Source organism: Alcanivorax quisquiliarum (assembly GCF_023051175.1).
Taxonomy (GTDB): Bacteria; Pseudomonadota; Gammaproteobacteria; order Pseudomonadales; family Alcanivoracaceae; genus Isoalcanivorax; species Isoalcanivorax quisquiliarum.
This window is the reverse complement of sequence record NZ_JALKII010000006.1, coordinates 131,621-147,336: the sequence shown is the minus strand read 5'-3', so window position 1 is coordinate 147,336 and position 15,716 is coordinate 131,621. Positions and strand designations below refer to the sequence as shown.

At 58.1% G+C, this 15,716-nt stretch carries 7 protein-coding genes; 4 read left to right on the top strand and 3 right to left on the bottom strand.

Annotation, left to right across the window (positions count from 1 at the left end):
- Positions 1-31: 31 nt before the first annotated feature.
- The 4 genes from MU846_RS10215 to MU846_RS10200 all read left to right on the top strand — a co-directional run bounded on the left by MU846_RS10215 (position 32) and on the right by MU846_RS10200 (position 6,212).
- Positions 32-1,714 (top strand): RNA/DNA-binding domain-containing protein, encoded by a 1,683-nt coding sequence (locus tag MU846_RS10215; protein ID WP_246952349.1) that lies wholly within the window; start codon positions 32-34, stop codon positions 1,712-1,714.
- 96 nt (positions 1,715-1,810) lie between these two features.
- On the top strand, positions 1,811-5,017 hold the full coding sequence (locus MU846_RS10210) for a type I restriction endonuclease subunit R (RefSeq protein WP_246952347.1): 3,207 nt from the start codon (positions 1,811-1,813) through the stop codon (positions 5,015-5,017).
- A gap of 366 nt (positions 5,018-5,383) precedes the next feature.
- Positions 5,384-5,596 (top strand): hypothetical protein, encoded by a 213-nt coding sequence (locus MU846_RS10205; RefSeq protein ID WP_246952345.1) that lies wholly within the window; start codon positions 5,384-5,386, stop codon positions 5,594-5,596.
- Positions 5,597-5,717: 121 nt separating this feature from the next.
- Positions 5,718-6,212 (top strand): lysozyme, encoded by a 495-nt coding sequence (locus MU846_RS10200; RefSeq protein WP_246952343.1) that lies wholly within the window; start codon positions 5,718-5,720, stop codon positions 6,210-6,212.
- Here the strand turns inward: MU846_RS10200 and dsr1 are convergent.
- Genes dsr1 through MU846_RS10185 form a run of 3 tightly spaced genes read right to left on the bottom strand, consistent with a single transcriptional unit; the run spans position 6,180 to position 15,710 of the window.
- Positions 6,180-9,962, bottom strand: coding sequence for an anti-phage defense-associated sirtuin Dsr1 (gene dsr1, locus MU846_RS10195; protein WP_246952341.1), 3,783 nt, complete (start codon positions 9,960-9,962; stop codon positions 6,180-6,182). The two genes, MU846_RS10200 and dsr1, sit on opposite strands and share 33 nt — an antisense overlap.
- Positions 9,963-9,964: 2 nt before the next feature.
- Positions 9,965-12,808, bottom strand: coding sequence for an ATP-binding protein (locus tag MU846_RS10190; protein ID WP_246952339.1), 2,844 nt, complete (start codon positions 12,806-12,808; stop codon positions 9,965-9,967).
- A gap of 10 nt (positions 12,809-12,818) precedes the next feature.
- The gene (locus MU846_RS10185) at positions 12,819-15,710 is read right to left on the bottom strand and encodes a DUF1156 domain-containing protein (RefSeq protein WP_246952337.1); all 2,892 of its coding nucleotides are present in this window, start codon (positions 15,708-15,710) and stop codon (positions 12,819-12,821) included.
- Positions 15,711-15,716: the final 6 nt, after the last annotated feature.

Here is a 15,716-nt window from a genome sequence, read left to right as displayed (position 1 = left end):
GCCCAGCCGGAGTCGGTGAGCGGTGAATTCTATGAATGAAGCGCGTTTGCAGAAGTATCTGATACAGCACTTCCCCAGGGAAGACGCCACCTGTGAGTGGAAAGAGTTCAAAAGTCTGCGTCATGCATTGGTTGGTGGCGCTGGTAAAGACGTCATCAGTTATCTGTCCGCTATCGCTAATATGGAAGGTGGTCACCTGGTGATCGGGGTAGAGGACGCTACGCTGCGCATCGTGGGTATTCAGGACTTCGGCAACCATACGGTCGATAATGTGCGGCAGCGTGTATTGGAGCGGTGCCGGGCGTTGGACTCTGAGGGCTTTCGCATTGAGTCTTTCACCACGGACGACACCCACAGAACAGTGTGGGTTTTTCATATTCCCAAGCATCGACCACGGATGCCGGTGTATGCCCATGACAAAGCCTGGCAGCGTTTGAATGACTCGCTGGTGGAGATGCGTCAGGAGCGCTTGGAAGCGATCCTGCAAGAGCCGCTGGAAGTCACTGATTGGTCAGCGCAGATTGTTGAGGGCGCCACGCTAGCTGACCTGGACCCAGCCGCGCTTGAGCTGGCCCGTGAAAAGTTTTCGGAGAAGCATGAAAGAGCGCCTTTTGCTTCTGATATTCGTGATTGGGATTTACCGACGTTTCTCGATAAAGCCAAAGTCACTATCCAAGGTAAAATCACTCACACCGCATTATTGCTGCTAGGTCGGCCAGAAGCAGCACATTTCCTGCCGACCTTGGCGCAAATTACCTGGAAGCTCGTTGGTGAAGAGCGAGCCTATGAGCACTTTGAGCCCCCGTATCTACTCAGCACGACAGAGGTGCTGCACCGTATCCGCAATGTCGGGTACAAGCTGTTTCCGAAGAACCAGCTGCTGTCTACCGAAGTAAGCAAATATGACACCCGAGTGATTCTGGAGGCCCTGCATAACTGTATTGCGCATCAGGACTACCGGCTGCGCTCGCGCATCCTGGTGACTGAGCGTGCAGACCGGCTGGTGTTTGAAAATGCTGGCGGTTTCTACGAAGGCAAGCCGGAGGACTACTTCGGTGGTGAAGTTACGCCGAGCCGTTATCGTAATCCTTGGTTGACCCATGCGATGGTTAATCTGGGGATGATCGATACCATGGGCTTTGGGATCAGCGCTATGACTCAGTCGCAGCGTAAGCGTTATTTTCCTCTGCCTGATTACAGCAAGTCATCTTCGGACACAGTGGTGCTGGAAATCTATGGGCATGTCATTGATGAGAATTACACCCGCTTGTTACTGGAGCACCAGGACCTGCCGCTCAACACCGTGATTTTGTTGGATCAGGTACAGAAAAAACAGAAGATCACGGCTGATGCAGCTGCTTTGCTGCGCAGGCAGGGGCTAATTGAGGGGCGCAAGCCAAACTATTATCTTGCAGCTGAAATAGCGCAGACCACCGGGAACAAGGGCGAATATATCCGCAATCGTGCTTTTGATGACGCCTACTACAAGGACCTGATTCTTGACTATCTGCGAGAGTATGGCTCGGCTAGCAGAGGTGACCTGAGAGGGCTTGTTTTAGACAAATTGTCGGATGCCTTAGACGATCAGCAGAAGGAAAATAAGTTTCGCAACCTGATGTACGCAATGTCAAGACGCGACCAAACCATTGATAGACAACGAGTTCAAGGCAAGCAGCGCTGGGTTTTAGTCCCTAAGCGGCAAGACAACATTTAGACGAATTAGACGGTGTTTAGACAGGTTTTAGACGAAATCCGGGGCGGCGAAGATTGCCGATGCCTCGGGGGTAGACGCTTTGGAAGGGGAATGAGCATGGCCATCAGCAAGGAACACCAGTTCCAACAGGACATCATCAGCGCCATGACCGCCCAAGGCTGGCTCACCGGCCCCGCCAGCGGCTACGACGAGGTCACCGCCCTGTATACCGAGGACTTTCTCGGCTACTTCAAGGACGCCTGGCCGGAGCGCTGGGAGAAGTTCGCCAAGGCTAACCCGAACAACCCGGACGGCGTGCTGGTGCAGAAGCTGGTGCGCGAGCTGGAGCAGAGCGGCACCCTGGATGTGCTGCGCCATGGCTTCAAGTTGCCGGGGGTGAAGATCGAGGCCTGCAGCTTCAAACCCGACCACGGTATGAACCCGGACACCCTGCGACGCTACCAGTGCAATCGCCTGCGCGTGGTGCCGGAGGTATCTTATTCGCCGCACGCGCGGGAAGCCGCGAACGGCGGGCAAAGCTACAACCCGCGTCTGGATCTGGTGCTGTTCGTCAACGGCATCCCCACCGCTACGCTGGAGCTGAAAAGCGAGTTCAAGCAGGCGGTGGAAAAGGCCAAGCACCAGTACCGCTACGACCGTCCGGTAAAAGACCCGCTGACCCGCAAGCCCGAGCCGCTGCTGACCTTCAAGCGGGGTGCGCTGGTGCACTTTGCGGTAGGCCAGAGTGAGGTGGCCATGACCACCAGGCTGGCGGGCAAGGACACCTTCTTCCTGCCCTTCAACATGGGCAGCCTGGATGACGGTGCCGGTAACCCGCCGCCACCGGATGACAGTCAGTACGCTACCGGCTACCTGTGGAGCCAGTTGTTCCAGCCGGATGCCTGGCTCAAGGTGCTGGGCCGCTTCCTGCATCTGCAGAAGACCGTAAAGGAAGACGTCGACGGTAAAAAGATCACTCAGGAAACCATGATCTTCCCGCGCTACCACCAATGGGATGTGGTAAACCAGCTGATCGACACCACCCGTGCCGAAGGGCCGGGGCAGCGCTACCTGATCCAGCACAGCGCCGGCTCTGGCAAGTCCAACTCCATTGCCTGGACGGCGCATCAGCTGGCTGCCCTGTATGGGGATGATGGTCAGAAGCTGTTCAGTTCGGTGATTGTCATTACCGATCGCACCGTGCTGGACAAACAGCTGCAGGACACCATCTACCAGTTCGAGCATGCCCAAGGCGTGGTCAGGTGCATCACCCGGGATATCGGTAACAAGAGCAAGTCCGAGCAGCTTGCCGAAGCGCTGGCTGAACAGACTCGTATCATCATTGTTACCATCCAGACCTTTCCGGCACTGTTCGACGCGCTGGACAAGCATCCCCAGCTGGCCAGTGGGCGCTATGCTGTGATCGCTGACGAGGCGCATTCCTCGCAGACCGGCTCCTCGGCCAGCAAGCTGAAGCAGATTCTCGGCAGCGATGCCCCTGGCGCTGATAGCCAGGATCAGGAAGAGATCAGCGCCGAAGAGCTGCTGGATGCCGCCGTGGCCGCCCGCGCGCCGAATGAACGCATCAGCTATTACGCCTTTACCGCCACGCCCAAGGCCAAGACCCTGGAGCTGTTCGGTCGCGCGCCTGATCCAACCCTGCCACGCGGCCCTGACAACAAGCCCGAGGCATTCCATCTGTACTCCATGCGTCAGGCCATCGAGGAGGGCTTCATTCTCGATGTGTTGCAGAACTACACCACCTACAGCACCGCCTGGAAGATCGCACACCCGGATGGCGGCGACGAGGAGGTGGACTCGAAGAAAGCACGGCAGAAACTCGCCCGCTGGGTGCGCCTGCATCCGTACAACATCAGCCAGAAGGTGGAGGTGATCGTCGAGCACTTCCGCGCCAACATCCGCCACCTGCTCGACGGCCAGGCCAAGGCCATGGTGGTCACCAGCAGCCGGCAGGAGGCGGTGCGTTACCAGTTGGCGATGGTCGCCTACGTTAAACAGATGGGTTACACCGATGTGCATCCGCTGGTGGCGTTCTCCGGTAGCGTACTGCCCGATGAGGTCATTCCTGAAGAGGTGACCGAGAACAGCAGCCTGCTCAATGCTGGCCTGAACGGGCGGGACCTGGCGGATGCCTTCGACACCCAGGATTTCAACGTTATGATCGCCGCCAACAAGTACCAGACCGGCTTCGATCAACCCAAGCTGTGCGCCATGTACGTGGACAAGAAGCTGCAAGGTGTGGACTGCGTGCAGACCCTGTCGCGGCTGAACCGCCTGTTCCCGGGCAAGCAGACCTTCATCCTCGATTTCTTCAACGAGGCTCAGGATATTCTCGATGCCTTCCTGCCGTACTACGCCAAGGCTGAGTTGACCGATGTCACCGATCCGCAGCTCATCTATGACCTGCAGAAAAAGCTGGATGCCGAGGGCATCTATTATTGGAGGGAGGTAGAAGCCTTTGCGCTGGCATTTTTCGATCCCAAAGCGCCGGCCAGCAAGCTCAGTTATTACTGTGCTCCAGCTCGGGAGCGTTTTGCCAAACGCTATGCCTTTAGTATCGAAGCCCAACAGCAAGCGCTGGACTGTAAGCGTACGGCTGAAGCCAATGGTGACGCTGTCGGGTTGAAGAACGCCGAACATGCGCTCAAAGAGGCTGGCGAGCAGATAGACCAGCTCGACCTGTTCCGCAAGAACCTGCGCAGTTTCGTGCGGTTGTACGAGTTTTTGTCCCAGATCGTCGCCTACGATGATCAAGAGCTCGAACAGTTGTGCGTGTACTACAAACACCTTCACCCGCTGCTACATGGCGACCGCCTCGACGACGAGGCGGTGGATATAGGCGATTTGAAACTCACTCACTACCGGTTGGCGAAACGAGCGGAACATCGGTTGCGTCTGGGCGATGAAGACGGAGAGTACGGGCTCAAGCCCGTTACCGCTGTGGGCAGCGGCAAGGCCCATGATCCTGATAAAAAGCGCTTGTCGGAAATTATTAAAGCGCTGAATGATATCTTCGGCGCCGAGGTTAGCGACGATGATCAGCTGCAATTTCTTTCAGGCATTGCCCAGCGCATTAGCCGCCAGGAGGATGTCATGGCCCAGGTTAACAATCACTCGGCGGAACAGGTGATGCACGGGCTGTTCCCCAAGCGCGTGTTGGAAACGGTGCTGGATGCCATGACAGATCATGAAAAACTGTCACTGGAAGTATTGGATAACGAAACTAAAAGCCGTGCGTTCGCGTTGGTGATTCTGAAGATGCTGACGCAAGCGGAAGACTTTTTCCCGATGCGACGAAGCTAAGGCGCCCGGTGGCGGCAGCCACGAGATCAATAGCGGTCATTTAATATCGGGAAGCCGGCTGCAGGTTGGGGCGTCTGTGCAAGGATGGCGCTCTCGGCGAGAATGCTTGGGGTTTCACTTTTAGCTTCCACATAGCCGTAAGCTCGTCCGCCACATAGGCAGCTCAAATCTGTATTTCGCCGAGTCGGACTATTCAGGTTCCTACTGCGCGGATTTGCCAGAAGGTTCCCGTTACCGCGGAAAGCTTGCAAGGCCGCCAATATATCAATTCGACACTTTTTCGGCACTTGAACAAAAAAGCGGAACGGAGAATATATAAAAGCCTTATATATCAACGCGTTCCGCTTTCATTTGTTGGTGGGGCAGATGCGGCTGGGGCACAGCCAGCGCCTGGAAGAGATCTCCGTGGAGGCGGACATCGCCGAGAGCCAGGCACTCTACAAGCATGACAACCGGCTCACCGGTGTGAAATGGGTGGACGGCTTGCGCGCATCGGTGCGCCCGGTGATCACCTATGCCTTCTTCCTGCTGTTCACCGCCGTGAAACTCAGCGCCCTGTACGTTCTGATGGCCGACTAGGGACTCGCATTCGTGGTGGCCCTGCCGCAGATCTGGGATCCGGAGACCCAGGCGCTGTTCGCGGCGGTGATGAGTTTCTGGTTTGGCCAGCGCGCACTGGCCAAGGCGCGAGGGCAGTGAGATGCGGCACATCACTCAGGACGGACTGGACCTGATCAAATACTTCGAGGGGTTCAGCCCGACCGTCTACATTTGCCCGGCCGGATACCCGACCATCGGCTACGGCCATCTGGTTCGGGGTCATGAGCGGGACCGGTACGGGCAGGGCGTCACCGAGCCAGAGGCCGAGGACCTGCTGCGCCGGGATGTCCAGGCGGCCGAACGCGCCGTCCTGCGGCTGATCGACGTGCCCCTGACCGATGGTCAGTACGATGCGCTGGTGTCGTTCACTTTCAACCTGGGGGCAGGGGCACTTCAGCGGTCCACGTTGCCCAGAAAGGTGAATCGGGAGGAGCATGCAGAAGTGCCAGCACAACTGATGCGGTGGGTGTGGGCTGCAGGAAGAAAACTAAAGGGACTGATTCGACGAAGAAATGCTGAGGCCAGGTTTTATGCTGGAATTTCTTGTGACGGAAGAGGAGCTTCAGCCTCGGTTATGCCGGCGCAGGTAGGCTAACAATCGCTCATATCTCGCATCGTTTTCCAATGCTGGATCGACGTTTCGAATTTGTTCCAAGCAAGCACCCAAGTCACCGGGTGGCCACTGTGCTTGTTCGCCGATCACCAAGTCCAGAAAATCCAGTGAAGGTTGGGGGAACTGTCGACAGAGATCGGCTTCGTGAAGTTGATGGACCAGGAAGTCTGGATGTGCAGGCGGTTGTAACCAAGCCCGAAGCATAGTGAATGCTTCTGGAAAGGCGTCCTGTGCCGCCACGCACAAACGTCCGAGGCTTTCCGCAATATTCGGTGAAGTGTGTTTCCTTGTCTTTGGCCAAATCGAGCGGAGGTAAGGAGCGACCCTGTTGGCCCAGTAGTCGGCACGCTGATTACCCGCTCCTTCGAGCGCGCGGACAAGGGCTTGTGCGGCGTCGTGGAGGCCATCCGATGGCAGTGCGCGAGTGGCGCGACCCAATTCAGCAGTTGTGAACGTGTCACCGGGGTCTAATGCGGCAAATGTGAGCAGGGCTGCGTATTGCCCATCGTGTTTACCAAGGGCTGCATAGTGTCGAGCAGTGTCGAGGAAGAAGGGTTTGATTGCTTCCATCAGTGGGCGATAAAGTCGTGGCGACCAGAGGAAGCCTTCCCATGCAGAACGGGCCTCACTTTCGGAATGCTGCCAGTCAAATAGTGGTAGCAGATTTTGTCTTGCCCAGTCTGGGTCCACGCGAAATAAGGCGATAACGTGTGCCGTTAGTAATACGCGGCCATGCCGGTATTTATCAATACGAGTATCACAAAGTGCCGTAAAGATGGGGCTTAGCTCGTCGGGAAGGCCCTGCTCATCTTCCAATGACCTTCGGTACCACCAGTGTAGCAGCGCCTGTGTAACGTGGCCTATCGGATGATTGATTGCGCGCATCACAGGGTCGTCGGTGTCGACACCTTCCTGATGATCCAACGCCAGGATACGGCTCGTGAGCGAAAGAAATAGCTTCTCATGGCCTTCGAAGGTCTTGGCGATGGCCTGAATCCACCAGCTGACGCCATGAGCAAGTGTTTGCAGTACTTCGTCTGGAGCATCGGCTATCACCGGTGCCATGTAGCGCCATGAGCGCTTGATGAGTTTTTCCTCTGACCAGGCCTGCAGGGCCTCACGCCAGCGCTCGGTTGGCCAGACACCTTCCCTGGCTAAGGCGCACAAGGCACAGGCCGTGGTAGCAAAGTTGTCGCGGCAGCGTTGTCGCCAGTCGTCTTCCTGCCAGTGGTCTGTGGCAGGTTGCCGCTTGAGCCATTCGATCAGCTCACGGCGACGACGAGGTGTGGCAACGAACTTGCGCCACTCGTCACCATCGCCCATCCAGTATGGAAATTCATCACGCTGATCCGCCGCTAGCTCCCACTCTGGATACTGGGCTGAAAGTGCGTCCAGCCTTTTCTTGCCAGCTTCGCCCAAGACAGCGCCAGCCTGGGCGATCTTCGCCAGTCGCAGCCAAATCTCCCGGTCCACGATCCTAGCCCAGCGCTCGGGCTCGATGTCGTCCTTGAACATACCGCGGGGTGGTCCAGCAAGGATGGCCTGCTCAAGTTCTTCCAACATCAGCTCATCGAGTTGCGGTGCAAGAGCAACCAGCAAGCGCATGGATTCACGTTCGGTTTCCACCGACCACAACCACCAATGATCATCAGCAAGCAGCCAATCGAGCGCCCGGCGACGGGGTATGACATCGTCTTGCGCTGCGGCGAAGAACGACAAGCGCCGGAACAGCGGATAGGGCGTGTGCGACCACGATCCCGCCGTGAGTGCCGCGCGCTCGCGGGATTGCGCCGCCGTGGCTAGCCACGCATCCCGGGTCAGTTCGATCAAGGCCGTCCAGTCGTGGAAGTCCTTGTTCTGAGGGTGCTCACTGATCGAGGGTTGATGAACGTAGGACAGATCACTTCTGTCATCCGCGCCGCCGAGCTCGCGCATTAGATCGAGCGCATCGCCTAGCAGGCCGGTGAAATCGGATAGCAACTCCGGCAATGCCGCAGTCCATCGTTTATCCTTGGGCAGATCGCGCAAGCTGGAATGGACATGATCCGTGGACAATACGATCTCCCATTCAACGAGATCCTTAACACGCTGCGGTTCGCGGGTATCACCATCCTCCTCAGTCCAACGAAACGGTTCACGTAGCGATACTCGTGGCGTGAGCGCATCGCGTAGTTCCAGACGCAAGGCAGTGGTTAGGCCGTCACGTTTGAAGCAGCCTTGCCAGCGGTAAAGATTGAAGTCGCGGGCCCATGACCTAACACGCCCCGTCAATAACAGGCGCCAAAGCGTCTGCATTATTGGGCGTGGAATCGCGTTTGGAGCGTTGGCACGGATACGGTCCAGTTCATCCGTGTTGCCATCGTGTTCGAGCTTGGCCAACTCGTCCAGTCGGTGATCGATCCACCACGCTAGGTTGTCGTGTAGTCGGCTACCACGCTTGGCCAGCCACAGCAGCAGAGACGGATCATCGAGATGTCTTATAAGCCAGCGGGAAATCTGCCGCATTACTTCATCCCACTGGGCACCACGTCCTCCGGTATCGACGAGAACCATCCAGGGGGCCAAGTCGTAGGGGGACGGTCTCCGGGTCAAACTAAATGACAGATTGTCGTCATAGTTCGACTTGGGCAGCACGCCGAAACGGGGCAGGTCAGCCTGCTTATAGCGTTCTTCGCTCAAAGTTGCTAACCAATCCAGCGATGGGACCGGGTCCAACTCGGCAAACCGCTTGGCAGGCAGGCCATGCGGATCGCTCAGCGCCCAAATTAGCCGGCCGACGAAGTCGTCCTGCTCCGTGCTCGCCAAGGGGCGAGCCATGGCGGACTCGATGACGATGCGCTCCTTGCCGCGTACACCGTCGCGGTACGTCTCAGCCCAGGCTCGCAAGGTCTTGTGCAGGTAGGCGTGACGATTATGTTCGCGGTATAGAATGGGTGTAACGTTCTTGGCGCGCCATTCGTTGGCGCGCTCCTCCTTTCTACCTTTGGAGTGACTGCCAAAGGCGAACATCTCCGGCGGCGACTCGCCAAGCAGGCGGTCGGCAGCGAGTGCGTCCATCATATAGCGCAGCACCGGATCATTGATGCTGTAGCCCACGAAACAAACGGTATAGTTGCGAAACAGCTCGCTGACGAAGCGGGCCGCCCAGCGTTCGGTAAGGTACGCCAAGCCGAAGTCGCCGCTGGAGACGACCAGACGATCCAGATCACTCGGCGTTGAAGTGGCAGTCAGCAGGCCATGCAGGTAAACCAGCCCATCCCAACGGTTCTTAGGTACTGGCAGCAGCGGCGCTTGGAAACGCTCGACCGAAAGCGACCTCGTGGTAATCACTTCCTCGAAGAGGCGGTCGAAGTTGGTGGTGACCAGCCGCGTGCGGCCATCACGGCATTTGCCTAATGTCAGCAAGGCCTCGTGAGTTGCCATTGCGTTCGGGGCGCTGAGGTCTGGCGTCAGGATGCTCGCAAGCGTCGGCCGCACTGCCTCGCGACCGCCGACGATGTCTGATTCCAACAAGCCAATGGCGGTGTCGAACTGCCCGGCTTTGATCGCCGCCTGTTGTACTGAATTGGGCTCCTCACCCAGTGACTCGAAAATCTGCTTCACAAGGCCGGCAAATCCAGGTAGACGAGCTGGGTAGGAGATGCCAGCTCCGCAGAAAAAAACAACGCGTCCATCCTCATGCGCCTGTAGTAGGCGCTCAGGGATGTCCGGTCCACCTTTTATAAACTGCACGCTTACTCCTCTTCGAACTCAGCGTTGCTAAACCGCAGCACGTTGCAGTTCTCCTTCACAGTCCGCTGCAGCGCCTCATCAAATCCGTCGCGGCTCTTGGCTTCGATTTCGACTGAGATCGTCACGTCGACGCCCAGTTTGGCGGTGAACTGCTGCACTACTTCGTCCATGAGGGTGGCGAAATCCATCTTCGCTTTCACCGGGTCCAGGGCGATGGTGCCGTAGAACTGCTTTTTCACGGCAGCGGTGCTTCCTGCACTCGGTTGTCCCGTTTCACCTGGGGTCGGGGGTGGCGTTGTGCCTGTTTCGCTTGTCGTGCCAGGGGTTGGTGTTCCGCCGGTTTCGCCGGGTTGGGTCGGTTGTGGTGTTGGCTGCATGGCCTGACGGATGCGCTCTGCATAGGCTGCGGCCGCTTCACGGTCAATCAGCAACGAAGATTCGTCCAGAGAAGCGATGGAGCCTCGGCCGAAACTGAAGCCGAGGTAGCGATCGCCCTCCTTGTCGGAGGCGAAGCCAAAGTAGTCCTCGCTTTCAACGCCCTGAGCAATGGCGTTACGGAAGACGTTGTCGTTCACCAGCCGCGGCAGGTAGAGGTAGTGGCAGGTGTCTTGCCAGACCTTGAGCGCGCTGACTTCTGTCACCCCGTCCTTCAAATACCACTGTTTCAGCACGTTGCGCAGGTGGATCGGGGACCACTCGTAGATCAGCCATTCCTCCTCGCGCAGTTTGTCTTCGATCGCCTGTACCAGGTTGGGGGCCGTGGGTGATACGGAGACCACTTCCCAATTCAGGGTCGGCTTGCCCTTGATGAATTCTTCAACCGGTGCGATCAGCCACTTGTAGGTTTCCCGTATCAGCTGCGTCAGGGACTGCTCCGAGCCGTCCCGGTGGCGCTTGGCCTGGTTCAGATGGGTCAGGTCCTGATTGAGGGTGCCGCTCTCGATATCCGTAACGATGGATCTCCAGGCGAGGTAGATGCGGCCCTGTTCCTTCAGCCGGCTGACCACGTCGAAATCCGGTGCCAGGAAGATCAACCGGTTCTGCTTCTGGCGCGGTTGGTCGCCGCGGTTGCGCAGGATTTTTTCGGCTTCCCCAAAGGCCTGATTGGTCTCGGCGCGGCTGTAGGCGGCATTGGTCGGCAGCACCACCAGCCTTGGGCCGGAGCCGTAGTCGTCGGGCACGTCCACCGAGGGGGTGAACACATGGATACCGCCAAACTGGTGGTTGCGGCCGAAGATGCGGTTCACACGCTCCTTTAACAGGGGCAGCAGTTCATCCCGTTCGTTTATGTTCTGCTTGCGGCTCTCCATTTCCCGGCGCAGGTTGGGCTTGGTATCCAGCCAGTAGCGGTCCTGCTCGGCATAGAGATAGTGCAAACGGTCGCGCAGGCGCTTGAGCACGTCCTCGAACACACCAATAGCCTGACCGGGCTGTACCGTTCCGAGCAAAATGCGCTCGGCCTGAACGCCGCGAATCATCTGCTCCCGTGTGGACGGCGCACTGCCCAGGAAAATAGTGCGGGCGGTGCGGCGCGCGGCCTGCACACCACCGAATAGCGTGTGGTGACCGTCGATGTCGTAGGGGGCGGAACGCGGCCCGTCTACCTCGCGTTCGATCACCGGCTCCCAGCCCTGGGGCAGGTAGTGGATGCTCTTGTTGCGTACATTGCTGTCTTCCAGCGGCAGCGAGCCAGGCATGATCAGCGCGTCTTTGTTGTCCGAGTTCCACAGCCGGTGGATGACGATGGCCATGTATTGGAGCACGCCGCGGGTGCGCTGGAATTTTTCCAGAGTGGACCAATCCTCGTAGAGCCGGTCGAAGATCTCCGGGTGGATAGGGTAGGAGCGGCACAGACGCTCGAAGTATTCGTTGGACTGGGTCTCAACCGGGAACTTGTCGGCGTGCTGCCGGTAGAAGTCGGAAAACTGGCGGCTGATGCCTTCCACCTGAGCGCGCTCGCCCGGGTTCTCGAACAGCCGCCGGCGCACGATCTCGAACGCTTCCTCGGTGCCCACCGGCTTCCAGACCGACTCCACCCGGGCGAAGTATTTCTCCAGGGAGTTCAGGGCGCGCTGGCCCATGGTCCCGCCCACCTCCAGCTCGGACTCGGGTAGCGAGGCCAACAGGATGGCGTTAGGCACAGCCTTCATGGCCTCGGTCAGGCCCTGAATAAAGCTGATGTTGCTGTCGAAGGTGCCGGCCTTGTACTGCTTGCCCAGCTCCAGCTGACGGATAAACGCCACCAGCTCATCGATTAGAATCACGCACGGCGCCGCCTGTCGAATCAGCGCGGTCAAAACCTCTTTGCCCGGCGAAGTGCCATCGGCATCGCTGCCGGCGACCATCTCATAGCCTTGCTCACCGAGCAGCTGATAGGCCAGTTCTCCCCACAGAGTATTAACGGAGGTGTTGCCGTATTTGCGCGGCTGACTGGGTGACAGTTTGATACCGTCGATCACCGCGATCTTTGCGCGGGGCAGGTCGTGGATACCGGCCTCATCCAGTACCGGTGGCACGCCCATCAGCTTGTCGGTACTCACTTCACGGCTGGCCAGGTGGTACACCGCGAGCATGGTATGGGTCTTACCGCCACCGAAGGCGGTTTGCAGCTGGATGACCGGATCGCCGCCCTGGCCCGCCAGGCGTTGCGCCACCGAGATCAGCAACAGGCGCATGCCTTCGGTGATGTAGGTGCGGGAGAAGAACTTCTCCGCGTCCTGATATTCAGCGGGCGCCGTGCCGCTGGCCACTTGGGTGATGTCGGCAGCAAACTCAGACTGCTTGAAGGAGCCTTCCAGAACGTCTTTGTGGGGGCGGGCGATCTCACGCCAGGGTTTCAAACTCATGGTCTACTCCTCAAAAGTCCAGTCCGTGCTGCTCGCCGGCGTGGCCGACCTCGTGGGAGGCGGCGACGATGGCGTGCCAGGAGCCGATCAGTTCGTTGTAAGCGCGGGCTTCCTCGGCCCACTTCTTGCGCTCGCACAGGGTGTACAGGTGGTAGGCAAGCTGGCGGATGGATTCGCCTTTCTCCGGCATCTTGGCCAGCAACTCGCCCGCGGCGGATTCGCCCTGATTATTGAGACGGCGAATCATCTGGTGGCAGGCTTCCCAGATGGGGGTGCGCTGGTCCCGTGTGGGATCCCAATCCGCCTCGTACTCGCTCCATTTGAGCAGGCGCACCTTGCCGCCGCCGGATTCCACCACGCCCGCTTCGCGCACACCGTCCACGCTGGTGCCTTTGGCGCGGGAGAGGGTATCCGCCTCGCCAAAGGGGCCGGCGCTCCAGCCGTATTGGTCGAACCAATTGGCGCAGAACTGGGTGTCGGCATCGAAACTGCCGGACTCCGGGCTCAGGTATTCGGTGATGGCACGGTTGATCAGCACCAGGGCGTCGTGCACGCTCATTTTGGAGCCGTCCTGGTTCAGCACGGCTTCGTATTTGGAGAAGATGGCCATGCCGGGGCCTATGGCGGCCTGGGCCAAGTCCACCGGAGCGATGGGCGTCTGACCGGTCTGGCCGCCGATCATGGTTTCCAGGGCCTCGGGCATTTCCTCGCGCAACTGGCGCTGGAAGTCGCGGCGGGAAATGGACTCGGCGTTGGCTTCGCGTTTGCGGCAGACCAGAACGATGGATGAGGCCAGGGCGTTACTGCCGATGCCGATACTGCGACCTTCTCGTTCAGTTCGCACAGGCCAGGTCCCGTCAATGGAAAAGCCAGCCTGAATTACTGCCTCGAGGAATGTGACCCATCCAGTGCTGGTGGTACTGCCTTCCTTGGTTTCCGACTGCTTAAATGCGTAATAGATCGAAACAGGAAAAGCCGGATGTGACTTCTCTGCCATGTTATGAATGGCGCGGGTCATGCCATCCATAAAGAAGGTTTCTGCTTTTTCCTTGCTGCCGTGGCGATAGGGTGTGGCGACCAGTTCTTCCGCCTTGGGTACCGCCATAGTGCCGAATAACGCGGGATAGATATTGCGCAAGGAGCGACGCAGCCAGATATAGAAAAAATCGGATAAATCTGCGTAGCCAATGTTGTCGTAATAAGGTGGGTCGCAGGAAACTATCTTGTTTTGTGCATGGTCCGAGGTGGCTGCGTCAACTTGTAGCGAGTAGCTTGCTGTATTAGCTGGTATTGAAGCGAACGCGTTGAAAATGGACTCAACTGAAGAGAACCAAGGGCCAACTTTTGAAAAGGGGGATAGCTCAACAAAATCCCAATTCATTGGTATTGCTTGTCGCGCAAATAGCGCTCGGACATTCTGGTTGGTTGAGTTCCAGCTACAAACGGAGTTTGACATATCTGACCAACGAGATGTTGCAAGCCCTAAGTACACCGATATGGCCTCCCCATAGGCAGTAGCCCCTGAGCCGCCTTGGGCCAGGCCTTGGCCATCATCCGGCAGGCCGGCGGCTTTGGCATCTGCAATGGCTTTTTCGCGGGCTTCCTGCACCAGATCGGAGAAGGTGGTTAAGGCCACCAGTTGGCGGGGGGTGAAGAGGTCGCCAAAGGTATTGAGTCCATAGTTCGGTGTTTTGAAGTCCCGTGGATTTACTGGCAGGTTGTGCTCCGGTTTCCACTCGGGCTGGGCTTTACGAGCGACCTGTATCATTTCCTCAGTCGGTGAGAGGTAAACCCGGCCCCGATTACCTTCAGCCACAATTGCCATCAATCGCTCGCCCATGCGTCCGGCTTTACCTTCCTCGCGGACATACTTAAACGGCATGGCTGTCTGCGACATGATGCAGGTGGCGCCGGTACGCTCTACCGTTCCAGCAATAGCATCGGCGGGCTGTTTGCCCATCCTGACTTCAAAGTGATAGGTGTTACCCTCGATAACCGGCTCTACCCAGGCCTCTTTGCCCTTTTTGCTGGATAGCACAAACGAACGCACCAGAGGCACATCCACGTCACTAAAGGCAGGGTTAGGACTTTTCACCGTTCTGGCCCACAGCCAGGCAATCACTGTCAGTTCTTCACCTTCGTAGGCTTTCAGGTCTGGCCGCTCGGCCACCATCTTCGGGGTAATTTTGATTTTGGGGTAGAGGTGGCCAATGCGTTCAAAGGCCTCTTCGCGCATCCAGTGGCCATAGCGGCGCACATCCTCGGCCAAGCCCTTGGCCCCGGCCCAGTCTTCCATCATATCCGGCTGTTTCTCGCCTTCCGGCAGCGGGCCTACAGGCTTTTGCCCAGCGAACTTGGGCGGAATCTCGATCATGGCCTTGTTGATCATCACCGCCACCGGGTTCAGGTCACTGGCGTAGCTTTCCAGCCCCAGACGCTGGGCCTCCAGAGGAATGGCACCGCCTCCGGCAAAAGGGTCGTGGAAAGCGGGCAGCTTGTCGGGGTTGAACAGCTCCGCAGCCTGCGGGTGGTTGCGGTTGAGGTGGCAGGTCTCTCGCCAGCTTTCCCAGATCGCCTCGCGGGCGCGGTTCAAGACCTCTTCGTTGTTGGTATTCTCCCACTTCACCAGGTCGCGAATGATCTGGAACAGCTTCTCGCGCTTGATCTCCGCCTCTTTCTTGTTGACCCCATAGCCCAGCTCGCGCTGGTAGCCGGGGTCGTTCACCAGTTGTGCAAATAGGATGGCCCTGGCCGTTACAAAAGGGCGCCTTGCCCACCAAATGTGAATGGAGCGTGGGTGATTGCGCGTGAATGGCTGCTTCTCATTTGTCGAAGCTACATTGATATCATCCAGCGGCAGGGCGACTTCGATGAGTTTTTTGGGTGATTTTATGTCTGTCATCTTGTT